18 protein-coding genes are annotated in these 24,550 nt (G+C 72.3%); 3 read left to right on the top strand and 15 right to left on the bottom strand.

Going from position 1 to position 24,550, the window contains the following annotated elements; translation table 11 throughout:
• Window positions 1-87: 87 nt before the first annotated feature.
• The 3 genes from ACIRYZ_RS39405 to ACIRYZ_RS39395 all read right to left on the bottom strand — a co-directional run bounded on the left by ACIRYZ_RS39405 (window position 88) and on the right by ACIRYZ_RS39395 (window position 3,500).
• Complete coding sequence (locus ACIRYZ_RS39405) at window positions 88-1,134, bottom strand: hydrogenase expression protein HypE (protein ID WP_393028444.1); 1,047 nt, start codon at window positions 1,132-1,134, stop codon at window positions 88-90.
• A 133-nt stretch (window positions 1,135-1,267) separates the two neighbouring features.
• On the bottom strand, window positions 1,268-2,959 hold the full coding sequence (locus tag ACIRYZ_RS39400; protein WP_402953467.1) for a hydrogenase maturation protein: 1,692 nt from the start codon (window positions 2,957-2,959) through the stop codon (window positions 1,268-1,270).
• 94 nt (window positions 2,960-3,053) lie between these two features.
• Window positions 3,054-3,500, bottom strand: coding sequence for a hypothetical protein (locus ACIRYZ_RS39395; RefSeq protein WP_402953466.1), 447 nt, complete (start codon window positions 3,498-3,500; stop codon window positions 3,054-3,056).
• Window positions 3,501-3,866: 366 nt separating this feature from the next.
• Between ACIRYZ_RS39395 and ACIRYZ_RS39390 the strand changes: the two genes are divergently transcribed.
• Together ACIRYZ_RS39390 and ACIRYZ_RS39385 are read left to right on the top strand one after the other, a co-directional pair.
• Window positions 3,867-4,292: an SsgA family sporulation/cell division regulator gene (locus ACIRYZ_RS39390; protein ID WP_402953465.1), complete on the top strand. Its 426-nt coding sequence runs from the start codon at window positions 3,867-3,869 to the stop codon at window positions 4,290-4,292.
• A gap of 73 nt (window positions 4,293-4,365) precedes the next feature.
• Window positions 4,366-4,740 (top strand): cupin domain-containing protein, encoded by a 375-nt coding sequence (locus ACIRYZ_RS39385; RefSeq protein ID WP_402953464.1) that lies wholly within the window; start codon window positions 4,366-4,368, stop codon window positions 4,738-4,740.
• 103 nt (window positions 4,741-4,843) lie between these two features.
• On the opposite strand, the gene ACIRYZ_RS39380 is transcribed toward ACIRYZ_RS39385, so the two are convergent.
• The 10 genes from ACIRYZ_RS39380 to ACIRYZ_RS39335 form a co-directional block, all read right to left on the bottom strand.
• Window positions 4,844-7,594, bottom strand: a complete 2,751-nt coding sequence (locus ACIRYZ_RS39380) for an alkaline phosphatase family protein (RefSeq protein WP_402953463.1) — start codon at window positions 7,592-7,594, stop codon at window positions 4,844-4,846.
• Window positions 7,595-7,664: 70 nt separating this feature from the next.
• Window positions 7,665-9,041, bottom strand: coding sequence for an ABC transporter permease (locus ACIRYZ_RS39375; protein ID WP_402953462.1), 1,377 nt, complete (start codon window positions 9,039-9,041; stop codon window positions 7,665-7,667).
• On the bottom strand, window positions 9,038-9,976 hold the full coding sequence (locus tag ACIRYZ_RS39370) for an ABC transporter ATP-binding protein (protein WP_402953461.1): 939 nt from the start codon (window positions 9,974-9,976) through the stop codon (window positions 9,038-9,040). The genes ACIRYZ_RS39375 and ACIRYZ_RS39370 overlap by 4 nt, the downstream gene beginning before the upstream one ends.
• A gap of 204 nt (window positions 9,977-10,180) precedes the next feature.
• A complete protein-coding gene (locus tag ACIRYZ_RS39365) occupies window positions 10,181-10,336 on the bottom strand; it encodes a DUF6131 family protein (RefSeq protein ID WP_387627919.1) in 156 nt (51 codons plus the stop codon).
• A gap of 210 nt (window positions 10,337-10,546) precedes the next feature.
• Window positions 10,547-12,094 (bottom strand): threonine/serine exporter ThrE family protein, encoded by a 1,548-nt coding sequence (locus ACIRYZ_RS39360; RefSeq protein ID WP_402953460.1) that lies wholly within the window; start codon window positions 12,092-12,094, stop codon window positions 10,547-10,549.
• Window positions 12,095-12,305: 211 nt separating this feature from the next.
• On the bottom strand, window positions 12,306-13,220 hold the full coding sequence (locus tag ACIRYZ_RS39355; RefSeq protein WP_402953459.1) for a TIR domain-containing protein: 915 nt from the start codon (window positions 13,218-13,220) through the stop codon (window positions 12,306-12,308).
• A 7-nt stretch (window positions 13,221-13,227) separates the two neighbouring features.
• Window positions 13,228-14,841, bottom strand: a complete 1,614-nt coding sequence (locus tag ACIRYZ_RS39350) for a DUF4157 domain-containing protein (RefSeq protein WP_402953458.1) — start codon at window positions 14,839-14,841, stop codon at window positions 13,228-13,230.
• 173 nt (window positions 14,842-15,014) lie between these two features.
• Window positions 15,015-16,691: a phospholipase D-like domain-containing protein gene (locus ACIRYZ_RS39345; RefSeq protein WP_402953457.1), complete on the bottom strand. Its 1,677-nt coding sequence runs from the start codon at window positions 16,689-16,691 to the stop codon at window positions 15,015-15,017.
• A gap of 186 nt (window positions 16,692-16,877) precedes the next feature.
• Entirely contained in the window at window positions 16,878-17,348 is a 471-nt protein-coding gene (locus tag ACIRYZ_RS39340) for a hypothetical protein (protein ID WP_402953456.1), read from the bottom strand.
• Between the two features lie 133 nt (window positions 17,349-17,481).
• Window positions 17,482-19,380: a putative Ig domain-containing protein gene (locus ACIRYZ_RS39335; protein ID WP_402953455.1), complete on the bottom strand. Its 1,899-nt coding sequence runs from the start codon at window positions 19,378-19,380 to the stop codon at window positions 17,482-17,484.
• 538 nt (window positions 19,381-19,918) lie between these two features.
• Here ACIRYZ_RS39335 and ACIRYZ_RS39330 point away from each other — a divergent pair.
• A complete protein-coding gene (locus tag ACIRYZ_RS39330) occupies window positions 19,919-21,124 on the top strand; it encodes a hypothetical protein (RefSeq protein WP_402953454.1) in 1,206 nt (401 codons plus the stop codon).
• An 18-nt stretch (window positions 21,125-21,142) separates the two neighbouring features.
• On the opposite strand, the gene ACIRYZ_RS39325 is transcribed toward ACIRYZ_RS39330, so the two are convergent.
• Window positions 21,143-22,576: a hypothetical protein gene (locus ACIRYZ_RS39325; protein WP_402953453.1), complete on the bottom strand. Its 1,434-nt coding sequence runs from the start codon at window positions 22,574-22,576 to the stop codon at window positions 21,143-21,145.
• A 3-nt stretch (window positions 22,577-22,579) separates the two neighbouring features.
• On the bottom strand, window positions 22,580-24,550 hold a 1,971-nt coding region (locus ACIRYZ_RS39320), incomplete at its 5' end, for a hypothetical protein (RefSeq protein WP_402953452.1).

Here is a 24,550-nt window from a genome sequence, read left to right as displayed (position 1 = left end):
GTCTACGGGGTCTACGGGATCTACGAGGTCTACGAGCGGGGCGGAGGTCGACGGGGCCGCACACCGGGGCGGTGTGCGGCCCCCCTGTCACCAGGGCGGGCGGTAACCCGTGGTCAGGTGGCGGCCGGTGCGGCGCCACTTCGGTTCCTTGTCGACGGTCTTCTGGGTGATCGCGCGCAGCCGCCGGATCAGCGGTCCGTAGGCGGTGCTGGCACCGCTGGAGACGCGCGAGCCGGGCGGCGGGTCCATGAAGGGCATGAACTTGTCCGGGAAGCCCGGCATGGTGCACGCGATGCAGATGCCGCCCACGTTCGGGCAGCCGCCGACGCCGTTGATCCAGCCGCGCTTGGCGACGTTGCACTTGACGACCGGGCCCCAGCAGCCGAGCCGCACCAGGCACTCGGGGGTGCCGTAGTCGGTGGCGAACTGACCCTGTTCGTAGTAGCCGCCGCGGTCGCAGCCCTCGTGCACGGTGGCGCCGAACAGCCAGGTGGGGCGCAGCTTGTCGTCGAGCGGAATCATCGGCGCGGAGCCGGCCAGCTGGTAGAGCAGATAGGTGAGCGTCTCGGCGAAGTTGTCGGGCTGGATCGGGCAGCCGGGCACGCAGACGATCGGGAGTCCGGCCTTGGACTTCCAGTCCCAGCCGAGGTAGTCCGGCACGCCCATCGCGCCGGTCGGGTTGCCGGCCATCGCGTGGATGCCGCCGTACGTGGCGCACGTGCCGATCGCCACCACGGCGGTCGCCTTGGGGGCGAGCCGGTCCAGCCACTCACTGGTGGTGACGGGCTGGCCGGTGGCGGGATCGTCACCGAAGCCGCACCAGTAACCCTCCTTCTTGATCTTCTCGTTGGGGATGGACCCCTCGACGACCAGGACGAACGGCTCGATCTCGCCGCGGTCGGCCTTGAAGAACCACTCGACGAAGTTGTCCGCGCCCTGGGCCGGGCCGCACTCGAAGTCGATCAGCGGCCAGTGCACCGCGACCTTGGGCAGGCCGGGCAGCGCGCCGGTGACGATCTCCTCGATGCTCGGCTGCATCGCGGCGGTCAGCGAGACGGAGTCGCCGTCACAGCTGAGGCCGGCGTTGATCCAGAGAATGTGCACCACGTCGGTGTCGGTTGTTGCAGCACCCATGAGGATGCCTCCTCGGGGATGGGAGCCGGACGAAATGGCTCGAAACCAGTCATAGCAACCGATCGGATCTAACGCCGTTCCAAAGGCCCGACCGGGTTCCCCGGGGGGACGCAAGCGGGCGGGGCCGTTCGGGTCACGTCCGCGCGCCGGGCCCGGCGGGCGCTGGGCACTTGCGGACGAACGCGGACCGCAGCGTGTGGTACGGCGATTCGGGGGTGAAGAACTGTCGGTGCATCACCGCGAGCTCCTCCTCCCGGTACGCGTCCAGTGGCTTCGCCCGCTCGTCGGCCTCGCGTGCGGCCTTCTTCGCCGTGATCCGGTGCTGGGTGGCGGGCGAGGCCGCGAGCAGCCCGGCCAGGCGGGCCGCTCTCGGCCCGAACTCCTGCGGCCCGCAGTCCAGTACGCGGTCGACCAGGCCGATCCGCTCGGCGGCCGCGGCCGACACCGGGAGCGCCTGCCGGGTCAGCCGCTCGGCGGCCGCCGCGCCCACCCGGCGCGGCAGGGTGTACGTCCAGTACTCCGAGCCGTACAGCCCCATCAGCCGGTAGTGCGGGTTGAGGACGGAACCGCCCCGGCACCACACCTCGTCCGCGGCCAGGGCCAGCATCACGCCGCCGGCCGCGGCGTTCCCCGCGACCGCGGCGACCACCAGGCGGTCGGTGGTGGTGAGCACCTCGGCGACCAGGTCGTCCATCGCGGTGATGTTGGCCCAGGACTCGGCCGCCTGGTCCGGCGCGGCCTCGATGACGTTGAGGTGGATGCCGTTGGAGAAGAAGTCCCGGCCACCGCCGAGCACCAGCACCGAGGTCGGGCGGGCGGCGGCGAAGCGGTACGCCGCCAGCAGCCGTCGGCAGTGGTCGGTGGACATCGCGCCGCCCGGGAACGAGAAGCGCAGGAAGCCCACCGGGCCGTCCTCGCGGTAGCGGATGTCCGACCACGCCGGGCCCTCGTGCTCACCGGGCACCAGCGGTGCCGCGACCTCCGGCAGCGGCGGCAGCAGGGCGCCGAGGGCCGTCACCGCCGGGAGCTTGAACGTGGCGGGCCCGCCGGGCGTGCGGCGGCGGCGAAGTTCGGGGATCCACACTGCGCCGTCCGGAGTAGCCCGGCACACCGCCCCGGCCCGGGTGGCGAGCAGTTCGCCCGGCCGGCCGCGCAGCACCGACTCGCGGCGGCCGCCGTGCAGGTACCACTCGCCGCCGCACAGCGTGTCGAGCACCCCGGGCTGGGAGTCGGCCGCGCGGAGCCTGCGCAGCACCGCCTCGGCGGAGTCGCCCGCCCAGTCGATCCGGCGCTCCTGCTGGCGCAGGAAGGGCCGGGTGTGCACTTCCTCCCGCCAGCCGGGGCCGTGCTGCGGCTGCGGCACGTACGCGCCCGAGGCGACGCGCTCCACGGCGAGCAGCGCGGCGGCCACGGCCGCGTCGGAGACCTCGTTGCGGTACAGGTCGCTCTTGCCGCGCGCGGGCAGCCGGCAGGGGGCCCAGGCCCAGACCGGTCCGGCGTCCATCTCCGCCTCGGCCTGGAGCACGGTGACGCCCCACTCGGTGCGGCCGTCCTGGATCGCCCGGTCGAGGGAGCAGGGGCCGCGGTCGCCCGGCGGGCCGGGATGGACGATCAGGCAGGTGACCTCCGACCAGACGTCCTGCGGGATCGCCGTGCGCAGCATCGGGGCGAGCACCAGGTCCGGCCGCAGTCGGTCCACCGCGTCCGTCAACTCGTCGTCGTCACACGCGAGTTGGAAGTCCACCGCGTGGCGCCGGTCGCGCAGTTCGGCGTGCAGCCGCTGGCTGAGGCTGTTGAACGCGCTGGCGAGGAGCAGGATCCGCATGTCCGCCTCCGACGGTGAGGGCCTCCGGGAACCCGGAGATCATGACCCCGGACCCGCCCGGCCCCCGGCCCGGTCGCCCCGCCGCGCCGCCCGTTCACTCGGGCGGCGGGGCGGCGGCGCTCGCTCGGATCCGACGCCGGCGGCGACCGAGCAGCAGGACGGTCAGGGCGACGACGGAGATCCCCTCGGCCCAGGCGGCGAGCGTCTTGTCGCCGAACCAGACCGGCTCGTGCATGTTCGGCAGCGGGCCGAGGCTGCCGACGTCCACGTAGCGGTAGAGCAGCAGCGCGCCGAACCCGGAGGCGGCGACCAGCCAGGCGAAGAGGTCGCCGGACCGGTGCCGCCAGAGGAGCACGAGGACCACGGCCAGGCTCGCGGCGGCGGCCTCGGCCCGGAACAGGGTGCCCTGGGTGAGCGAGTCGCCGACGGCGTCGTACCGGTCGGCGAGCCGGGCGTGGACGGCCGCGTTCACGGCGAGTCCCGCGGCGGCCAGCAGGCGCAGCACGAGATGGATGAGCCTTCGGTCTTCCGGGAGGGCCATGGCCGGTCAGCCGACCGTGAGAACGGCCGAGCGCAGGAGCGCGGCGGCTGCCCGGAAGGAGCGGGGGCTGGTCATGTCGGGGCTCCGTTCGGGAAGGGGGGCACTGAGCCGAGCACGTATGTCGAGGATCCCGGCGGACAGGGCCTCCACGGCCAGGCCAAGGCCCCCGAACAGTCCGGTGTTTCATTCCCACGGGTGACAGTGAGGGCCGGGGCCCGAGCCGCGCGGGAGCGGTCCGCTCGCGGTGTGCGAAGAGGTTGTGGAGGTTCCCGCCTCGCGCGGTGCCCCTCGGCGCACCGGGTACGCGCCCCTCAGGTGCGCCGGTCCACCAGGGCCGGCCCGTTGCGATCGCAGGAGGCCGATTCGATGCAGTTGTCCACGGTCCGCCCGGTGCCCGTCACGTTCCCGGACAGCGCGCTGCCCGACGTCCCGGTCGACGCCGAACTCCGCTTCGACACCAGCCTGCCGTACGCCGCCTGCCTGGCCTTTCCGCTGACTCCGTGCCAGTGCACCGGCGACGGCGCCCAGGTGTGCTGGTACTTCAGCCGCGAACTGCTGAACGAGGGCCGGCACGAGCCCGTCGGCTGCGGCGACGTGAAGGTCCGTCCGGGTCCGGAGGGCGAGGTCCTCATCACCCTGCGCGGGCCCACCGGCAACGCGGCCGTGCTCAGTGCCCCGGGGGAGGCCGTCACCGCGTTCCTCTCGGAGTCCTTCGCGCTGGTGCCCGCGGGATCGGAGTCGGACCACCTCGACGTCGACGCCGCCGTCGCCCGGCTGCTCGCCGACGACTGACCGGACGTACCCGCCCTTCCGTAGAATCCGCAGGTCGATCCCGCCGTACCCCACTCACCTGCAGGAGGCCGCGTTGACGCCCAACCCCGGGCCCGGTGTGCTCACCCAGCTGGAGTCGCTGCTCCACGACGCTCCGGCCGACCGGAGCGGGGCGCTGTGGCGACTCGCCGAGGAGGGGCGCCAGTTGGACGCGAACATCATCCGCCTGCCGCCGAACGCGGAGGTCGCCGAGCACGTGGAGCCGGACCTCGACGTCCTCGTCCAGGTGCTCGGCGGGAGCGGCCGCCTGGAGACGGACAACGGTCGACAGGCCCTCTCCCCCGGGTGCACGGCCTGGCTGCCGCACGGCGCCCGCCGGGCGCTCGCCGCGGACGCGGACGGCCTGGTCTACCTCACCGTCCACCGCCGCCGGCCCGGCCTGGCCATCCGTCCCGCCCCCGCCTCGTAGCGTGCCCGCGCCGGCAGGCGCACCGCCGGGAACGAACGGGCCCCGGGCCGGCGTGGTGCCGGCCCGGGGCCCGCTCATGGCTCCCCAGCGGGATCAGCCCGGATCAGCCGTCGTTCTCCGCGGACGGCAGGTACGCGCCGGGCACGTCCTGCGGCGCGTGGATCTCGCTCTCGCCCGGGTACGGGGTGGTCCAGTTGTGGGTCTGGTACCAGGTCAGGTGGTTCATCTGCGCCGGGTTCGCGCGGTCCGGCGCGGCGTTCGGGCCGGTCAGGCGCTGCTTGGACTTCCAGGCGTCCCACTGGTCCGCGACGGTGCGCTCCGCCGCCGGCGGCGCGGTCGTCACCGGGGCGGCGGCCGCGTTGCGGTCCTGCTGCCCGGGCACGTCGACGCCGCACACGGGCGGCGTCTTGAGGCCGTCGGTCAGCGAGGTCCGGTTGGGCACCGCGGTGAACGGCGTGAAGTCCGGCTTGTCGGTGAAGGCCGTGGCCATCGGGCTGGCCGCGCTGTCCTTCTGGTTCATCGGGTGGATCCCGAGGATCTGCTCGATGGTGCGGATCATCGTGATCTGCGAGTAGTAGCGGCTGTCGACGGCCCCGTGCTGCGCCCAGGGGCTGATGATCTGGATCGGGGCGCGGTGGCCGTCCACGTGGTCGAGGCCGGCCTGGGAGTCGTCCTCGACCACGAAGACGGCCGAGTCCTTCCAGTACCCGCTGTGCGAGATCTCGTCGACGATCTTGCCGACCGCCAGGTCGTTGTCGGCGACCTGCGCGGCCGGGCTGGCCGGACCGCCCGTGTGGTCGCTGGACAGCCACAGCATGTTGAGGTTCGCCGGGCCGTTCTGCTCGAAGTCCTGCTTCCAGATCTGGTACCGGTACTGGTCCGGCACGTCCAGGTCGAACTTGGGGAAGCCGGGTACCGACACGTCGTTGAGCGAGGGGATCGGCGACGAGGAGTTGAGCGGGTAGGCGGTGTCCTGCCCGTTCGCGTCCATGGTCTTCGCGTCGCAGTACAGGTTCTGCCAGCTCGCACCGTCGGGCTTGGTGAGGAACTGGTGGAACTCCCCGAAGTCCCGCACGTCCTGGCCGGCCGCCTGCGCGCCGGTCCACAGGAAGCCCGACCGCTGGTGGCCCAGGCCGTCGTCCTCGGTGTCGTAGCTGCGCTCGTACTCGCCCGCCGAGGACTCGGTGTACTCCGGGTTGTCGGCCTGCATCAGCCAGTTGTGGCCCTCGGCGGAGTTCGTGCCGATGTCGTAGGTGTTGTCGTAGAGCCCGAACTGCTCGGCCAGCGCGTGCTGGTTGGGCGTCACGTTCGCGCCGAACTGGGCCAGCTTCGGGTCGCCGTTGCCCTTCGCCAGGTCCCCGAAGAGCTGGTCGTAGGTGCGGTTCTCCTTGACGATCAGGAAGACGTGCTTGATCGTCGACGGGTCGCCGATCCGCGTCGGCACCGGCACCGGCTTGGCCTTGTGCCGGCCGGCGGTCTGCACCGATCCACTGGTCCAGCCGTTCTGCCGGAAGACCTTGGCGGTCTGGGAGCGGATCTCACGGTCGCCGGGCAGCGTGAACTGGGTCAGGCTCGACGTGGTGTCGTGGGTGTTGTGCGCGCCGGTGCTGTTGGGCCGCCGCGCGTCGATGCCACGGGTGTTGGAGACGACCACCTTCGAGCCGACGGTGGTGATCTCGGCGGGGAAGTAGTCCGTGGGCAGCAGGCCGACGTAGCTGACCGGCTCCTGCGCGCCGCTGTAGCGGTAGACGGCCACCGCGTTGGCCCGGCCGAGGGTGACCAGCAGGTGCCCGTCGTCGGTGAGCGTCACGGCGGTGGGCTCGTAGCCCACCGAGGCCTCCGGCCACGGCTTGGTGGAGATGCTCTGCACCACCTTGTCGTGGGCGGTGTCGATGACCGACACCTCGTCGCTGTTCGTGTCGGTGACGAACAGCGTCCCGTTCTTGGCGTACAGCGCCGTCGGGTGCAGGCCGACCTCGATGGTGGCGACGGCGGCGGACGGGTCGGCGAGGTCGATCACGCTGACGGTGCCCGTGGTGGTGGCACCGGTGTCCGGGTCGGCCACCACCTGGGTGCCGTAGGAGTTGATCGTGTCGTCGTCGGAGGTGGCCGGGCGCCCGCCCTCGTTGCCGACGTACAGCTTGTGGCCGACCCGCACGATGCCGCGCGGCGCGTTGCCGACCGTCCAGCTCTGCCCGATCGCGCCGGTCGCCGCGTTGATCGCGACCACCCGGTTCTGCCCGTTGACCGCCGCGTACACCGTCTTGCCGTCGGCGGAGAACACCGCTCCGGACGCCAGCGCGTGCTTGTCCCCGTCGGCCGGGATCGCCACCGTCACCGGGTTGGCCAGGGAGCCGTCGGCGTTCACGGTGAACTTGGTGTAGCCGTTGAGCTGGCCCAGCCACAGCTGCGAGCCGTCCGGCGAGTACACCGGAGCCTCCTGGCCGACCGAGCCGTCGGTCAGGTGCAGGTCGTCGCCCTTGGCCTTGCCGACGCGCTGCTGCACCTTGCCGGTCTTCAGGTCCACGACGACCAGCGAGGCGTCGCCGTCGGCGACCGAGGCGGCCAGGTGACCGCCGTCCGGGCTGACCCGGGACGCCATGATCTTGCCGTTGTCGATGACCAGCCGATCCCCGTACGGGGCCAGGTACTGGTCGCTGGAGATGACCTGGCCGTCGGCGGTGACCTGGCCGACCCGGTCGGTGCCGAACTGGTGGGTGGTCGCGAAAGCCGTGCCCGTGGCCACGGCCACCGCCGTGATGCACGCCGTGGCGAGAGTGGCCCGGCGGCCCGCACGCCGACCGAGAAGGACGAAGTGGTCCTTCTGGACGCGTCGACGACGCGTTACCTGCATGGCGTCAGCCCTTCGTTGGGTTGGTTGGGTTCGTTGACTTCATCGGGTGTGTCGCGGCCGCTGCGGCCGTTCAGTTCGTCGGGGAGGAGAGCAGCGCGACCTGACCGTCGAACTGCCACAGCGGGTTCGGCGCGTCCCCGGTCGGGGTGTGCACCAGGAAGTAGCCGTTCACTTCCTTGGGCCCGTCACCGTCGGCCATCAGCCGTCCGTCCGAGGCCACGTCGAGTTGGTAGACCGCCGTTCCCGGCGCGGCCGTCCCGGGCAGGTGCCAGGTGACGACGCAGCGCCAGTCGTTGCCCGGACCCTCTGGGTCGACCTGGCCGTCACTCCGGTCGCACGCCGCCGTGACCCGCAGCTGGTCCTCCGTGACGGCGGGGCGGTGCAGCTGCTCGGTCTGCAGCCGGTACAGGTGCGCGAACACGGTCGCGACCGACCGCTGCACCTTCTCCTGCGAGATCCCCGAGCCCGTCGAGGGCGTGGCCGCCGCGACCGCCCCGAAGGTCAGCGCGAGCAGCCCGGCCAGCGGCAGCACCCCGAAGGCGAGCGCGCGGCGCCCCGCGCCGTCCTCGCTGCCGTTGGTGAAGTCCCGCCGCACGAACAGCCGATAGGCCGCCGCCGTCGCCACCACGACCCACACCAGGCTGACCGCGACGGCGATCAGCAGCTCGTCGAGCCGCGCCGGGTCCGCGAACAGCCCGTTCCAGGAGACGAAGGCGTAGCCGGGCAGCGCGAGCCGCAGCGCCACGGGCAGCGGCAGCATCTGGGCGAGCTGCATCGCGACCGCCGCCAGCGCGGGGACCAGCAGCCCCATCGGCGAACGCCCCAGGATGACGGAGCCGAGCAGCCCGATAGCCGCCAGCGCCAGCGTGGGCGCCAGCGCGCACCCCCACGCCAGCAGCACGCTCCCGGCCGCCTCCGACGGCGACAGCAGGTGCCCGTCGACGCCGACCAGCGGCCGGTTCCCGACCGCCGCCAGCCCGCCGACCGTGCTCGCGGCCACCAACCCGGCCACCAGCAGCACGAGCACGGCCGCACTCGCCAGAGCCTTCGCCGCGAAGATCCGCCGCGGCGAGCGGACCGCCACCAGCAGGTGCCGCCAGGTGCCGAGCCGGTCCTCGGCGGCGAACACGTCGCCGGCGACCACCGAGGTCAGCAGCGGCAGCGCCCAGGAGCCGGAGAAGCCCAGCACCACCAGCGGGCCGGCCCAGCCGGTGGCGTGCATCCAGCGGCCGAACAGCGTGTCGGACGGCAGCGTGCCCTGCTGGGCCACCGCGGCGGTGAACAGGCCCGGCAGGGTCCAACAGGCCAGGATCAGCAGCCGGATCCGCCACTGGGAGACGAGCTTGACCACCTCGAAGCGGTACACACGGCTCACCGGCACCCGGTCCGCCCCCGGCGCGGCGCCGGCACGGGCCGTGGCCGTGGCCGTGGTGACGGTCGTGGTCATTCCAGCCCCTCCTGCCGCTCGGTCAGCGCGAGGAACGCGGCCTCCAACGGTGGGATCACGGACGCGACTTCGCGCACCCCCACGCCCGCGCGCACCAGTTCGGCCACCAACTCCTCGACGGCCGGTCCCGACGCGCGCACGACCAGTGCCCCGCCGGGCGCCCCGGTCTCCTCCACGGCCCGCACCCCCGCGGCGCCGGCGGCCACCCGCCGCGCGGCCTGCGGATCGGAGGTGAGCAGGCGGTGTTCCAGCTCACGGCTCTCGGCCGCCAGTTTCTCCAGCGGGCCGGAGAAGCGGACCCGCCCGGTCGCGAGGATCGTGACCTCGTCGCACAGCGCCTGGAGGTCGTCCATGCGGTGACTGGACAGCACCACGGTCACCCCGTCTCCCGTGAGCCGCCGCAGCGCCCGGTGGACATGCTGCTTGCCCGCCGGGTCCAGACCGTTGGACGGCTCGTCCAGCACCAGCAGCCGCGGATCCGTGAGCAGCGCCGCGGCCAGCCCGAGCCGCTGCCGCATGCCCAGCGAGAACCCCCGTACCCGGTCGTCCGCGACGTCCGTCAACCCGACCTCGGCCAGCACCTCGTCGATCCGCCCCGCCCGCGCGTCCTGCCCGCGCAGCGCCGCCAGCGCGGCCAGGTTCTTGCGCGCGGTCAGCGACGGATACAGCCCGGGCCCGTCCACGAACCCGGCCACGCCGTGCGGTGCCGCCAGGGCCCGCCCGACCGGTCTGCCCAACACCTCCAACTCGCCGCCGTCGGCGACGGCCAGTCCGAGCAGCAACCCGAGCAGCGTCGTCTTCCCGGCCCCGTTCGGCCCGGCAAGCCCGTGGATCCGCCCCGGCGCCAGGTCCAGCCCGACCTCGTCGAGCGCCACGACGTCACCGAAGCACTTCGTCAATCCACGCGCCCGTACGGCAAGTTGTGTGTCGTCCATAGCCCCATCTCACAGTCCCCCAGGGAAGGTAGGGCGTTGACAGGCCGTAGACCAGAGCGCGTGGTTGAACACAGGTGGAACAGCAGACAGTCGCCTCCGGCCGCGCCCGTCCGGCGACGGTCGCCGGGCGGGCGCGTACGGCTGCCCGCGCCGGCGGGACGGGATGCGGGCGCGGGCAGCCGCTCGGGCAGGTCGGAAGGCGGGTCAGTAGTAGTGGCGACGTCCACCGACGGCGTGCCCGGCGGCCCCGGCGACCCACAGGACGAGGCCGATGAGGAGCAGGATGACGCCGATGGTCCACAGGAACGGAATCCCGATGACGAAGCCGACGATGAGCAGGATGACGCCGAGCGCGATCACGATGTCTCCTCCCTGATGGTGACGGGGACGTTTGCGGGAGAGGCTGGCTGCGGCGCGCTCGGCGCCGACGCCGCCCCGGGGCGGTGGAGCCGTCACGTCTCCGGCCGGTCCCATGAGCCGCGTCTACCGCTCCACGGGTTCGGTAAACCTCCGACCGGCCCCGGACGTCACCTGGCCGAAGGGACCGCGTTCACGGCCGTCGACCGCTCCTCAGCGGCGGTGGCGGCCCCTGCGCCGACGGGCGGCCGGGGCCACACCCGGCGCCGGCAGGAACAGCCGGGCCACCTCGCGGCCCAGGTTCACGCCGATGGCGAGGGCCATCGCCGTGGCCGTGGCGCGCCCGAGGCCGCTGAGCCCCGTCTCGGGTTCGCCCCGGACGAAGGCGACCAGCCCGAAGTACAGCAGCGACCCGGGCAACAGCGGCCCCAGGGCGGCGGTGACGAACGGCAGCGCGGAACTGCCCCGGTACCGGGCCATGAGCTGGCCGGACAGGCCCACCAGCACCGCGGCGAGGCCGGTGGCCACGATGGGCTCCCCGCCGGCGTCGACCAGCACGTTGTACGTCGTCCAGCCCGCCCCGCTGTTGACCATCACCCCCGGCAGCGTGCCCGGCTCGGTGTTGAGCAGCACCGCGAAGGTCAGGGTGAGCAGGATCGCCGCCGCCAGTTGGAGCGGCGGGTTCGACACCGACGCCGGTACGCCCTGGGCGGCCAGGTCGCCGCCGTTGTTGACGCCGATGTAGAGCACGGTCATCACCCCGACGACCACGCCCGCCATCAGGTACAGCACCTCCAACAGGCGCGCGGCGGCGGTGAGGTAGAAGCCCGCGAGACCATCCTGCACCGCCGCCACCATGGGCCATCCTGGCAGGAGCGCGTACAGCCCCCCGGTGATCACCACCGACCCGCGCAGGTGCAACTGGTTGAAGGACATCAGGATGCCGACCACCGCGGCCGGGGTCGCGGCCGTCGCGATCCGGTAGAAGTTCGGCAGGTCATGGCGTCCGACCAGGGCCGAGAGCCGGTCGCCCACCATGGCCGTGACGACGGCGCTGACGAACACCAGCCAGGCCCTGGCGTCGGACCGACCGCCGAGCAGCAGCGTCGCGGTGCCGGCCAGCAGGCCGGAGGAGAGGACCAGGGCCCAGGCGGGGTAGCCGCGGCAGTGCCGGCGCACGGCCCGCAGCCGCTGGTGGGCGTCGTTCACGCCGAGGCCGCCGACGGTGATCTCGGTGACCAGCCGGAAGAGCGCCGCCAGCCGCGCGTAGTCCCCGGCGGGGTGGTGCACGGACCGCTCGGCCGTCACCGGCGGCTCTCCGGAGCCCTGCTGGTAGGAGATCGCCACCCGGGTGAAGGTGACCTGGGGATCGCAGGGCTGGGCCCGGTAGGTCCGCGCGACGGCGAGCATGGCGGCCTCGACGTCCTCCGCGGCCTCGCCGCAGGCCAGCATCAGCTCACCCACCAGCAGCGCCAGGTCCAGGACGGCGGCCACCTCGGCGGGCCCCGGCTCGTCCGTGTCGGTGCCGGCCGCGGCGCCTTCGACGTCGCCGGCCAGCGGACGGGCGGTGGTCGGGGTTCGCAGCAACGGCAGCATCTGGTCGGGCCAGGGGGCCGCCGCGTCGGTGTCGGTGCTCTCGCTCCGCGCGCCAGGGGTGGGGTCGGCCTCCTGGGCCTCACCGGACTGTCCCTGCCGCGGCACGCGTCGGCCGGCCGAACCGTCCGCCTCGGCCCGCACGCCGAACCGCTTGTGTTCCGGCATCGTCGCTCCCTGCACCACCCCCCACTCGACTACTTTTCGCACCCATTCGAGTACCCGGAGTCATCAATTCGTGAACGTTGTGACTGGAGTGCGGGCAGCCCGTGCGCGCCCGGCATTCGGGTGAGGCCGGACGCCGGGCGCTGGCGGGGTCACCCGAAGACCGGCTCAGGCGGGTGGGGCGGACCCGGCGGCCGACCGGTGCCCGCGGGTCTCAGCTGGGCCGCTCCGGGGTGAGCCGGTAGTGCCGCGGGTCGGCGATGCCGTGCAGGTCCTCGGCGGCGAGGGAGCGGTCGTCGCCGCCCAGGAGCTGGAGGTGCCGCAGCTCGCGCACCGGGCGCAGACCGAAGGCGGTCGCCAGCTCCAGGTCGAGCCGTCCCTCCGTACGGGCGAACCACCAGCGGCCGGTGACCTTGCCCCGCAGGCCCGCCCGCAGGTGGGTACCCGTCAGGTGGCCGCCTTCGACGGAGTCGTCCGGTACCGCGGCGTCCGCCGAGGCGGCGAGATCCAGCTCCAGGGACTCCCCGTACTGGGCGTCGCTCTCGATCGCCCAGTGACCGGGCTCCACCCCCGCGCCGCCCGTCCGGTCCCACCCGGGGCCGTCACCGGCCCCCGCGTCGGTGGGCCTGGTGCCCAGCAGCCGGTGGACCGCGGCGTCCACCTCAGGGACGTCTCTGCCGGGTGGCAGCCGTTCCACCGGACGCTCCCCCGGTGGCAGGGCCGTCCCGTCGAGCGGCCAGACCAGACACGGCTTGTCGAACGAGTCCGCGTACTGGCGCTGCTCCCGGACGTGGGCGTCGTCGGCCGCGTCCCGGGACCACAGGAGCAGGAACAGGTCGCAGGCCCCCAGCTCCTGCAGCACCGGTTCGGCCGGCAGACCGTCGGAGAGGTCGCGGGACTCGTCCACGGCGGTCCGCACGCCCCCGGCGCGCAGCCGGGCGTCCAGGGCCGCGGCCCGCTCGGCGTCCGCAGGCGCGTGGGCGAGGAAGACCCCGGGGCGTGCCGCCCGGTCAGGGCTGTCGTGCCCGTCACCGTGCGTCAGGCCGGGTGCCATGCCGTGCTCCTCGCCGTAGTCGTCGCGCTCTTGGTCGGGCTTGTCGGGCTTGTCGCGGTGCTCGTCGCGGGGCATCGGTGCCTCAGACCTCCGCGTCGTAGGTGTCCGCATCGTTGCTGTGGTACCAGGGGCTCTGCGGGTTGTAGGAGGCGAGGTAGTAGTCCGCCGCGCAGGTGAACGTCTCCGGGAACAACTGGTGCGCCCGCTGCCGCAGGATGTTCATGGCCGCGAGCTCGTTGGCCAGTCCCTGCTGGTCCTGCTCGTCCACCGGCTTGGCCTTCTCCTCGTCCACCAGCGTCTGCGCCGCCTGGAGGTTCTCCTTCAGGAACTGGGGCCATTGTGCGGGATTGCTGCTGTACGTGTAGTTCGGGGTGACCCGGTAGTAGATCATCTTGGGCCACGTCTTCTTGGGGTCGCTCTTCGGCGCCTCCCGGTCCAGGACGTGGGTGAGGTTCGGGTGCTTCTCCTCGTACGGCTCCAGGGCGGTCGCGCTCGTCTCCGCACCCCGGACGACCTGCCCCGGGGCGGCCCAGCCGATCTTGCCGTCGCCGAGGTCGATCGGCGGGTTGGCGGCGATCCAATGCTCGTAGGATGCGGCGAGCCCGTGGGTGCCACGCTTCATCGAGGCGCGAATCGGACTTTCGACCTTGTGGAAGTGCTCCTGGGTGTTGGACAGGGCGGAGCCCATGAAGATGTTCCAGGCGGTGTAGTTGGCGCCGTCGACGAAGTCGGCGTTGATCGCGTGCATCGCGGTGGCCACGTTGTCCTGGCCCCTGGCGCGCACCAGATTCTTGTCGGCCGTCTTCATGGTGGTGATGTCCGCGGGCTCGCCCGGTGCCGAGCCGCCACCGGTGTCGCTGAGCATCTTCTCCAGGTACAGCGAGTTGCCGAGGGTGCCGCCGTTGGCGTAGACGTAGCCGGCCCCCTGCAGGACGTCGGTCGTGAGGCCGCCGAGCGCCGCGTTGCTCAACACCATGCCGGTGAACGGCTGGAAGACACCCGCCCGCTGCAGCACCGCTACCCCGGCCTGCGGATTCGTGCCCGGTCCGTGGCTGTGCTCGTCCTGCTGTTCCTCGGCGCGTTCCCCGGCGGCCGGGCCAGCCGTGGCGGGCCCGCCGACGGTCACCGCCCTGCGCATCACCCGGACGGCGTTGGCCTCGGCCTCGCGTTCGAACCGGTCGGAGGGGTCGGAGACCCTGAGCCCGGAGCCGTTGTCGGTGCCCGCGACGGGGCCCTGGCGCTGCTGGAGGACGTGGGTGAGCTCGTGGGCCAGGGTGTGCCGGTCCCCGCCGCCCTCCCCGATGACGACGTGGTCACCGGAGGTGTAGGCGCGGGCGCCGACCTCGGCGGCGGAGGCACGGGCGGCACTGTCGTCGTGGATGCGGACGGCGGAGAAGTCCGCGCCCATCCGGCCCTCCATCTCGGAGCGGACGGCGGGGTCCAGCGGACGGCCGGGCGTGCGCAGCACGTCGTGGACGGCGGAACGCTGCACCGCCCCGCCGACCCGCCCGCCCGGTCCTCCCGCCCCCGCCTGACGGAGCATCTGGACGACGGCCCGGTTCCCGGCGGTGGCCTGCAGCGCCATCAGGCCCGGCAGCGGCGCCCGGCCGCCGCCGCCGGCGGAACGGGCCGGTGTACCGGCGCGTCCGGCGGCTTGGGTCCTGACGTTGTCTCGGGCGTGCGAGGGAGCGTGCATGAGGGGCCTCTTCCCGTGCTGGGACTGCAGCCCTTCCTGCATACGCACTCCCCGGCCGCCACGCCAGGGACCGAAGGGCAGACCCGGGTGCCCCGCCGGGCACCCTCCCGGTGCGGCGGGCCCGCCGGAGGACGAGAACGGCCAGGGGCCCGGGCCCCTGCCCGTCACGGACGTCAGCCCTGGCAGAGGCCGCGGCTGTAGTCGTACGTCGCGGCGGCCTGCGAGTACTGCCACTGCGGGGCGAGCAGCTGGTCGTTGAGCTGCGTCGCGGCGGCGCGGTTCTCGACGAGGTAGCCGAAGTCCTGCAGCCAGGCCGGGTAGAGGTTCTTGGAGCCGATGAAGAAGGCGGATCCGTCGACCGAGACCAGCTTGTGGTGCAGCGCGTAGGGGTGGCCGTCGGCCCAGGTCGAGGTGGGGGCGGCGCGGAACGGGGCGAGCTGGAGGTTCCGGCACATCGCCGTCCTGGCCTGGGCCGGGTCGCCGAGGCGGGCGGTGAGGCGGGCGGAGAGGGTGTCGCTGATCTCGTTGAGGGACTTGATCTGCGAGTAGCCGCCGCTGCCGACCGCGCCCCGGTTGCCGGGGTCGCTGACCACGATGCGGACCTTCACGCCGTCGGCGAGCTTGGCCGCGAGCAGGTCGAAGAGCCGCACGTCGTAGCGGGGCATCGGCGGGCAGGTACCGGTCACGTCCTGCTGGGAGATGTCGATGCGGCTGTTCGCGCTCGCGATCAGCGCGCGCAGGGCGCTCTCCTCCGGGTTGACCGTCGAGTAGTCGCGGTCGCCGTTGGTGTTGTCGTGCAGGCCGATCGGCCCGCACTTGGTGTCGGCGGCGCTCGGGACCGGGTCCGGACGGTAGGCGGAGGCCGGGTCGGCGCCGCTGATCCCGATGCCCAGGCCGCCGACGGCGATCACCGGCAGGTCGCCGGTGGCGGGCACCTGGTCGGTCGGCGGGTTGAGGCGCTGCTCCAGGTCGGGGGTGCAGGCGGCGCCGTTGGTGGAGGCGAACCAGGCGGCCGAGAACGTCCCGGTGTTGCGGCAGGTCCAGTCCCACAGGGTGTCCAGGTAGGCGCCGGCGGAGGCGGCGGCCGGACCGGTCAGCGCGAGGTCGACGTCGGTGACCGGGTGGGCGGTGTCGAGGTAGTCAGCCTTCCAGTTGTTGATCCCGCCGGCTATGACGCTCTGCCCGTCGACGACCAGCAGCTTGGAGTGGTTCCAGGAGAACGCGGTCTTGGCGGTGGTCATCGAGGCGACCTCGACGGTGACGCTGCCGGCGGCGTCACCGAGCTTGGCCGTCAGGTCGTCCCGGTACTTCGACGGGAGCGCGGTGATGTTGTAGAGCGGCGCGGCCCCGGCGAGGATCCGCACGTGCGGCGTGTTCCCGGCGGCCACCGAGGCTTTGAGGCCGGCCACGATGGCGTCCTGGAAGGCGCCGTCCGGGAAGGGTGCGAGGGTCGAGATGTCGACGGTCCGGGTGGCGCGCGAGATGTTCTCGCGCATCTTGTCGAGCAGTCGGCGGGTGCCGGTGCGCTCGGTGCAGGAGGGGTCGCCCCAGCAGCCGGGGGTCTGCAGCAGCCAGCCGCCCGGATCGCCGGAGGGCGCGTCGAGCCGGTTGCCCGCCGTGCGCTGCCACACCGTCCCCTCCAGGCCGGGGGACACCTGACGCAGGGTCTGTTCCACCGCGTCCAGGTGCGGGGTGGCGTCGGACTGCGCTCCTGGGGCCGGGGCCTGAACCGGCGCAAGAGCGGGAGCGGCGAGCGCGGGGGCGGCGGGCAGCGCGCAGACGGCGGCGACGAGGGCCAGCGCGGAACCGGCGAGACGGCGGCCGGAACGGCGGGGCTGGTGATCGAGCACGTACAAGTCCTTCATGAGAGGCCGGGGGTATTCACCCGGATGACACCATTAAATTACCCTAAAGTAACCTGATGTGATGTCAGGGTCTCATCAAGGTGGGCACACCGCGACGTCCCCGGCCTCGGGTGCGAGGCCGGGGACGTGACGGTAGATCAGGAAGGCTGTCCGGAGCACCCGGAGCACACGTCAGCCGGTGACCTCGATCGTGACGTCGTACGTGCGCTGATCCGGCCCGCAGTTGAGGGCCTCGCCGCAGATGGTGCGGGAGGCGGCGAGGTGGGCCGTGCCTGGCGTGCGGGCGGTGAAGGAGGCGGAGACGGTGCCGCAGCCGCCGCCGGGCCGGCAGGAGGGGGACGCCGAGGTGCTCGGGGAACCGGCCGGACTGACCACGTCCGGGGCGGAACTGGTGGCGGCGGACCAGTAGGTGCTGTGCAGGTCGACGGAGATCGTCGTGCCGACGGCGACCTTCAGAGTGGTGTGGTTGGCGTGCTCGTCGGCGGTGACGGCGGCCCCCGCGCTCGCGGTCGTGGACGACGACGCGGTCGTGGACGCCGGAGCGGACGAGGCCGTCGAGGTGCCGGACGATCCGCAGCCGGCCAGGGCGAGCAGGGCGCAGGCGCAGGTCAGAGCGATGGCGGTGGGTCTTCTCAGGTTCACAGTGGTTCCCTTGTGCCGAAGTGCGAGCGGTGCCGATTCGACGCACCGGCGGCCGGATCGGATCCCTCGACAACCAAAAAACCGCGCCGGGGCGGGCCCAAGGCCCACCCCGGCGCGTTCGGCACGTCGATCGTCAGGAGACGGTCACGTCGTCGTAGTAGGTGTAGGTCGGGTCACCCGGGTAGTTGTCGTCGTGGTTGCTCAGGGTGAGCGTGTACGAGTGACCGGGGGTGACGGCCGCGCTCTGGTTGGTCCAGGTCGCGGTGGCGGCGCAGGTCTTGGCGAGGACCGTGGTGGTCGTGCCGGTGGTGTTGTCCTTCAGCGTGGCGGTGGCCCAGTCGTAGGACACGGTGTCCGGGCAGGTGTTGCTGTACCAGAAGGACACCTTGCTGGAGCCGGTCGGCGCGGTGAAGGTCTGGGCGATCGAGGAGTCACCGGTCGGGTTGGTGGAGCCGACCATGGCGCCGTAGCTGCCGCTGTGGGCGGCGGCGGTGGTGGCGGAGGTGGAGCCGGCGGCGGTCCAGCCGTTCAGGTTGCCGGTCTCGAAGTCACCGTTGGTGACGGCGCTGCCGCCGCCCGAGGTGGAGGACTCGGTCCAGGTGAAGGTGGTGTTGCCGGCGGCGCCGGTGGTGTCGGTCGCGGTGACCGTGACGCTGGAGGTGCCGGCGGCGGTCGGCGTGCCGGAGATCAGGCCGGTCGAAGAGTTGATCGACAGGCCGGCGGGCAGGCCGGTGGCCGAGTAGGTCAGGGTCTGACCGGAGGCCGAGTCGCTCGCGTTGACCTGCAGGCTGGCGGCGGTGCCGACCGTGCCGGCCTGGTTGCCCGGGTTGGTGACGGTGACCGTGTTGCCGTGGGTCAGGATTGCGTGCGAGATCGCGCAGGAGTTGGTGTCGTTCGACCAGCTGGCCTGCTCGGCGAAGCTGCCGTAGGAGCCGAACGAGACGTTCGCGGCGCCGCCGGTGCTGCCGGGCTTGATCCAGGCGCACTCGTCGGAGTTCTCCTGGCCGTTGTACGAGCTGCCGGTCACGTGGTTGGTCCAGCCGCCGGCCGGGTTCTGGTCGGACATCATCTCGTGCCACTCGTGGCCGAGGGTCATCGTCCAACCATCCAGCGTGCCAGGCGAGTTGACGAAGCCGACGCCGCAGTTGCTGCCCTGGTCGATGTTGTACGGCTGGTTGGAGAAGGCGATGTCGCCGTAGGGCGAGCTGGCCGCGCCGCCCGTGAGGGTGGTGTCACCGTTCCAGTCGTGCCAAGCGCAGTACCCGGTGGTGGGGTTCTGGTAGTCGTCCGGGTTGGTACCGTGCGGCGACAGGACGATGTAGTACGCGTCACGGTTGGAGGCGGCCGTGGTGTTGCCGAAGTGACCGGCGGCCTTGACGGCCTCCTGGGCGAGCTGGTTGCCGCTGGCCTGGGCGGGCGAGGCGGCCGCGTTGTCGTACCAGACGCCGGACAGGACGCCACCGCTCTGGTACGGGACGAAGTTGGCGTTCGACGGGCAGCTGACCGCGCCGGAGGCGACGTTGGGGCCGTCGCACCACTGGGTCAGGTCGGCCGACCAGGTCTCGCCGTTGGTGCCGATGCCCTTGAACATCTGCTGGGTGGCACCGGCGGCGCCCGCCGAGTCGCCGGAGAACTTCGCGTTCCCGTTGGCGTCGGTGCTCTGGGTGCCCCACTGGTTGCCGTAGAAGACCAGGTAGACCTTGGAGTGACCGCTCTGCACACCGATGCCGTCGACGCCACCGCCATAGGACAGCGTCTGCTGGCCGGTGGCCGCGGCCTGGTTCTGCGCGGCGAGCCACTTCTTGTAGTTCTCGTGCTGCTTCATGCCCGGCACCGCGCCGTGGCGGTACTGGTGCCCGTTCTGCGGGTTCCAGGGGTTGAACTCGTTGGCGGTGCTGCCCGAGGAACTGGAGATGTCCTGCGCGGCGGCCGGTCCGGCCGCACCGACGAGACCTGCGGCGGCGAGCGCGAGTGACGCGATGCCGGTGAGCGCCGCGTACTTCGCGCGCCGCGTACTGCGGGAGTGACCCATGGGGTGAGGGTGCCTCTCTCGTAACCGATCGTCCGAACGACTGGGGGGCCGCGGAACGATCCCTTTGTGGGGAAGGGAACTGACGGCGAATTCCACCGACAGCCAAAATCCGGTATGTGTTCCGACACCCGGAATTGACTGCCCGTCGGTGGACGGCCGCCTGTTGGGCATGAAGGAAAGCAGAGCTGATGAACGCGGGTCAACGGCGAAAGGTAAGGAATTATTAAGAGTGGGCATCCGGGCAGGTGAAAGGCCCGGTGAGCACCCAAGTTGACGCGTGCAGCCATTCACTGAATACGGATCAGAAGACTGTTTTCCCATTCAGTGAAACGTCGCACCCTCAACATTTTCGTCATTGACTGTGAACGGCTTTCGCGGCCCCGGAGCGCGACAGCATCACCCACGGGAAAGGACCGCGAGGACCGGAGTCACCATGGCGGGAAAGACCGGTTCGACCGCGAAGCCCGTACCCGATGGCCCCCGGTGGGGTTCGGCGGGAGACTGGCCGTGGGGGTCGAGGCACGGTTGGAGCGCAGCGATGGGCGATGGGCGGACCCTCGACGTAGTGATCGCCGCCGACGGCCCGCTGCCGCCGCGCGAGGCGGCCCGGGTCGGCGCCCAGATCCTGGCCGCGCTGGTCCAGGGGCACCGGTCGGGGCGGGTGCACGGGGGCGTCGAGCCGAGCCGGGTGGTCCTGGAGCAGGAACGAGCGCTGCTCACCGCGTTCGGGGCCGAGCCGCTCAAGGGCTCCCCCGACTACCTGGCGCCTGAGCGGGCCGCAGGTCGTCCGCCCGGCCCCGAGGCGGATCTGTGGTCGCTGGGGGCCACGCTGTACACGGCCGTGGAGGGCCGGCCACCGGCGGAGCAGCCGCCCGAGCCGCGCCGGGCCGGTCCGCTCGCACCGGTCATCGCGTCGCTACTACGCCCGGACCCGGCGCAGCGGCCGGGCGCCGAGTGGACCGGGCACATGCTCGACCGGGTGGCGGCGGGCTTCGCCGTCGGCCCGGCGACCGCCGAGGCCCTGCCGCCCCGGGCGCCGACCGCGGCACCCCCTGCGACGGGTAAGCCGCCTTCGGCCGTTCGGCGGCCCTGGGTGCCGGTCGCGGCGGTGGTCCTCGCGCTGGCGCTGATCGGCGGGTTGGTCTTCCTGCTGGTCGGCCGCGGTACGCATCACCAGGCGGCCACCACGGCGCCGTCCACGCCGCCGTCGGCCACCGCACCGACGGCACCCGAGACGCCTACGACCCCACCGCCGACACCCGGGACACCGTCGCCCCAGGCCCCGTCGACCGCTCCGCCGCAGACCCCCGGGGCCTCGGTGCCCCCCGGCTTCGCCGAAACCACCGACCCGGCGGGCTTCAGTTTCGCGGCTCCCAGCGGATGGACGCGGAGCGACAACGGCATGGGCGGCGGCGACTACTCACCGGACAGCGGCGGCCACGTGCTGCGGTTCGCCCTCATCCCCAACCCTTCCAGGCAGGCACCCCTCGACGGGTTCCGCCAGATCGAACAGTCACTCACCCAGCAGGGCGGCTACACCCGGATCGACCTGCGCGCCAACACCTACCAGGGCAACCCGGGCGCCTACTGGGATTTCACCTTCGGCTCGTCCCACGTGGGCGCGCAGTCCTTCCTCGCCCCGAACGGCACCGAGTACACGATCTACCTCTCCACCCCCAGCACCGACTGGGCCTCCTACCAGCCGGTCCTCACCACCGTGCTGAACACCTTCACGATCCCTTAGGTCCCGATCTGCTCGCCCTCAGGTCCCGATCTCCTCGATCCGCCGCCCGTCCACCCAGGCCGACCAGCCGTTGGAGCAGACGATGTGCGCCCAGTCCCCGGCCCGTTCGAGCAGCTGCAGCTCCACTCTCCCGTCGATCCGGGTGACGGCCTTGAGCGCCGGATCGGGCGCGGTCCAGGCCGACATGCCGCCGGACGGGGCGCGGTGCGTGGGCCGGAAGGCGGGCGCGGCGGGCGGGCCGGGGGGCGCCGGGGACGTGGGCGGGCGGCTGAGCGGTCCGGTCGCCGGGGCCGCCACCGTCACCGGCCCCGTCCTCGGGCGGTAGACCTGCTCGGGCAGGTTCAGCTCCGGGATCGGCCGCAGGAACTCGGCGGCCAGGTTGCACGCCTCCACGACGCCGAGCGCCCGCAGCCCGAACCGGACGGCCGACCAGTCCTCGCGGGCCCGGGTGAGGCCCTGGCTGACCAGGGCCCAGACGGTCGGCTCGGTCACCACGAACAGGACCATGTCCTCCTGGGCGACGGGCCGGCCCGCCTCATGGCCGACCACCTGGACGTCGTGCAGCGAGAGCAGGCTGATCCAGGTGAACAGGGTGCCCGCGAAGGTCGCCAGGGTGAGCCCGGGCTCGTAGGCCGGCGGATCGCCGGTCCCGGCCCGTTCGAGGTATCCGGCCTCCGCGTAGCGGCGCAGCTCCCGTTCGGCGACGGCGGCGGTGACCGGCGGCAGTGGCACACCGGCCTGGCCGCCGGGGTGCAGCTGGGAGGCGAACAGCTCCGCGACGACGTGGCTGATCCAGCGCCGGTCGGCCACCCGCAGGGCGTCCTGCTGGGCCTCCAGGACGTCCGTGAGGGAGAAGGTGACCGGCGTCGGCTCCGTCCGCCGCCCGGCGAAGGACCGGAAGAAGACGGTCTTGTACGCGTCCACCAGCACCAGCAGGAAGGCCAGTTGCTCGGCGGTCAGCTCCTTCTCCGGCAGCGGCATCGGCTGGCCGCTGGAGAACTGCACCTGGAGCTGCACCCACCAGGCCAGGTCCTGCGGCGCGAACGGGGCGAGCAGCTCGTACCCGCCGTCCAACCCGGGCCGCAGGCCGACGAAGATGTCCTCGGAGCGGCGCGACGCGTACAGCCGGCACTGGGTCGGCGCGCTGTTGAACAGCGCGCTGCGGGCGTCCACCACCCGGTCGGGGACGGCGAGCGGGAGCAGCGCCATCCGGACGACGGCGGCGGACAACTCGGTGAACTCCCGGAGCAGTTCGGCGACTTCCCGGACCGGCCCGGTCGCGTCCGGGCCCGGGGCGCACAGGTCGGTCAGCGGTGACAGCACGCCGGGCTCGGGTAGGTCCAAGTGGCGTGCCAGCGGCGCGAATTCGGCCCGGCCGAGACGGATGGTCCGGGCCAGGCCGCCCGGCGAGGAAGTGTCGGGTGCCGCCACACCGGTGGCTTCGGTGTCCATGGCTCACTTTCCTTCCGCCGGTTCGTCCCCGCGTGCCGGGCCAGAGGCGATGCCCTTGACCACGTTGCCGGCCTGCCCGCCGGCCACCTGCGCGACATGGCCGCCGAGCTCGCTCAGGCCGGGACCGGGCAAGGTGCGGAACGCGGGGAAAGGCGCGCCGCGCCCCTGGATGAAGGCTGCCAGGTTCGAATTGACCTGCTGGGCCAGGCCGTTGATCGAGGTGCCGAACTTCTGCTGGGACAGCAGCTCCATCTGCGTCGGGGTGAAGACGCCCTTGCCGCACTCGCCCAGGAAGGTCTTCATCTCCATGACCCGCTGGTAGACGCCGGGGTCCGCGCCCTGGTAGTAGTACATCATCGGTTCGAGCTTGGTGCCGATGTCCTTGGCCACACCCCGGGCCGTCTCCTGCAGGGCGCTGCCCGGACTCAGCTCCTTCACGTTCATGTACGACTTGTAGGTGGTCACCGACCCGGTCTGCGCAGCCCACTTGGGATCGGGCGGGTAGCCGAGGGCGTCGTTCTTGAGCACCGGCAGGTCCTGGTATGCCTCCGGGTGCTTGCTCTGGGTCACGGCCTGCAGCGCCTTGTCCGCGTCCTGGCCGCCGGTGGCGGCGGCGTACGCCTCGTGGTAGGCGGCCTGGAAGTCCTTGTTGGCATTGGAGGGGCTCACCGGCACACCGTTGAGCGTCAGTTGGTCGGAGGCCCGCAAGTCCTGGAGCCTCTTGTACAGGTCCTCGGCCCGTTGCGAGGTGGGCGAGGCCTTCTCCAGCTGCGCGAGGGTCTGACGGTAGGCCATCTGCTGCAAAGCCAGGTCGCGGTCCATCCCGACGGTGCCCATGCTCTTGGCATTGCGCAAATCAGTCAGGTCGTCGATGGTCAGCGGCTGTCCGCCCCGCCTGTAGCCCTGCGCGTTGAGAAGGGCGACGGTGTCCTCGTGGGCCTTCGCCAGCACCGGGTCGAGGACGTTTGCGTACTCGCCCTGAATCTCCTTGGGAACGGTCTTCAGGGTCGCCTTGGCCTGGTACTCGGAGTTGATCACGTTGACTTTCTGCTTCAACGCGTCCTGCGCCGCGGCGATCTCGTCCGCGCTCGCCCCCTGCGCCTTCAGGCCGCGCAGGTCACTGGCCATCTGCTGGAACTCCTCCGCCGCCTTCTGTCCGGCGGCCCGCTCGGTGCTGAAGGCGGCGTCGGTGGCGGCCGTGGCGGTCGGGACCGGGCCGGGCGGCGGCTGGCCGCCGTACAGCTGGCTCAGCGCGGAGGTCTCCTTGACCGCGTCGGTCGCCGCCGGGCCGATGTTGTTCAGGCCGAGCGAGTGCAGCCCGACGGCGTTGCCGAGGTCCTGGACGAAGGCGAGCGCTATCGTGCCCCGACCGGCCTGCGGGGCCGCGTCGGGGTCGATGACCTGGCCGATGGTGGCCTGGTAGGCAGCCTGCAGGGTGTTGATCGGCAGCACCGCGTTCGCCGCGCCGAGCAGGGCGTGGCCGAGCCCGCCCTCCTCGTACCCGACGCCGAAGCCCTGGACGGCGTTGCGGCCGACCATGAACGCCCCGAGTTGGGCGGCGCCGGCGGCGGTCAGCGGCACCGCGAACGGGGCCAGCAGCATCTCCCCGGCGATGGCGGAGTGCTGCCAGCCGACGGCGGCGGCCTCGTGCTCCTGGGCCGCGATCGAATCCTGCTCGGCGGCGGCCGCCTCCGCCTCGTTCCGGCCCTGGGCCTGGGTGAACAGCGCGGTGGACATCTGCCGCAACGCACCCTCGGTGTCGCTACCCGGGGCGCCGTTCTCGATCTGCTGCAGCACCCGGTTGGCCATCTCGAAGTGGCCGGGCGGGAGGTGGTCGATCAGGTTGCTGAGGTAGTTCTCGCGGGCCTCCGTCGCGTCCAGCTGGTGGAGGTAGTCGGTGTAGTCCTGGTCCCGCTTGGTGTCGGCGGCGAGGAGCTTCGTCATTCCGTCGTCGCGGGCCGTCTTGCGGGCTTC

Source organism: Kitasatospora sp. NPDC101155 (genome assembly GCF_044768305.1).
GTDB lineage: Bacteria > Actinomycetota > Actinomycetes > Streptomycetales > Streptomycetaceae > Kitasatospora.
The sequence above is the reverse complement of the archived record's forward strand: the minus strand, read 5'-3'. Positions and strand labels throughout refer to the sequence as shown.

What these genes read in the sequence shown, in the direction of transcription:
- ACIRYZ_RS39400 (WP_402953467.1), bottom strand. Translation starts at nt 2,959, where the DNA reads ATGCGGATCCTGCTCCTCGCCAGCGCGTTCAACAGCCTCAGCCAGCGG.
- ACIRYZ_RS39360 (WP_402953460.1), bottom strand. Translation starts at nt 12,094, where the DNA reads ATGCCGGAACACAAGCGGTTCGGCGTGCGGGCCGAGGCGGACGGTTCG.
- ACIRYZ_RS39380 (WP_402953463.1), bottom strand. Translation starts at nt 7,594, where the DNA reads ATGCAGGTAACGCGTCGTCGACGCGTCCAGAAGGACCACTTCGTCCTT.
- ACIRYZ_RS39375 (WP_402953462.1), bottom strand. Translation starts at nt 9,041, where the DNA reads ATGACCACGACCGTCACCACGGCCACGGCCACGGCCCGTGCCGGCGCC.
- ACIRYZ_RS39370 (WP_402953461.1), bottom strand. Translation starts at nt 9,976, where the DNA reads ATGGACGACACACAACTTGCCGTACGGGCGCGTGGATTGACGAAGTGC.
- ACIRYZ_RS39335 (WP_402953455.1), bottom strand. Translation starts at nt 19,380, where the DNA reads ATGGGTCACTCCCGCAGTACGCGGCGCGCGAAGTACGCGGCGCTCACC.
- ACIRYZ_RS39405 (WP_393028444.1), bottom strand. Translation starts at nt 1,134, where the DNA reads ATGGGTGCTGCAACAACCGACACCGACGTGGTGCACATTCTCTGGATC.
- ACIRYZ_RS39330 (WP_402953454.1), top strand. Translation starts at nt 19,919, where the DNA reads ATGGGCGATGGGCGGACCCTCGACGTAGTGATCGCCGCCGACGGCCCG.
- ACIRYZ_RS39395 (WP_402953466.1), bottom strand. Translation starts at nt 3,500, where the DNA reads ATGGCCCTCCCGGAAGACCGAAGGCTCATCCATCTCGTGCTGCGCCTG.
- ACIRYZ_RS39355 (WP_402953459.1), bottom strand. Translation starts at nt 13,220, where the DNA reads ATGCCCCGCGACGAGCACCGCGACAAGCCCGACAAGCCCGACCAAGAG.
- ACIRYZ_RS39325 (WP_402953453.1), bottom strand. Translation starts at nt 22,576, where the DNA reads ATGGACACCGAAGCCACCGGTGTGGCGGCACCCGACACTTCCTCGCCG.
- ACIRYZ_RS39350 (WP_402953458.1), bottom strand. Translation starts at nt 14,841, where the DNA reads ATGCACGCTCCCTCGCACGCCCGAGACAACGTCAGGACCCAAGCCGCC.
- ACIRYZ_RS39390 (WP_402953465.1), top strand. Translation starts at nt 3,867, where the DNA reads ATGCAGTTGTCCACGGTCCGCCCGGTGCCCGTCACGTTCCCGGACAGC.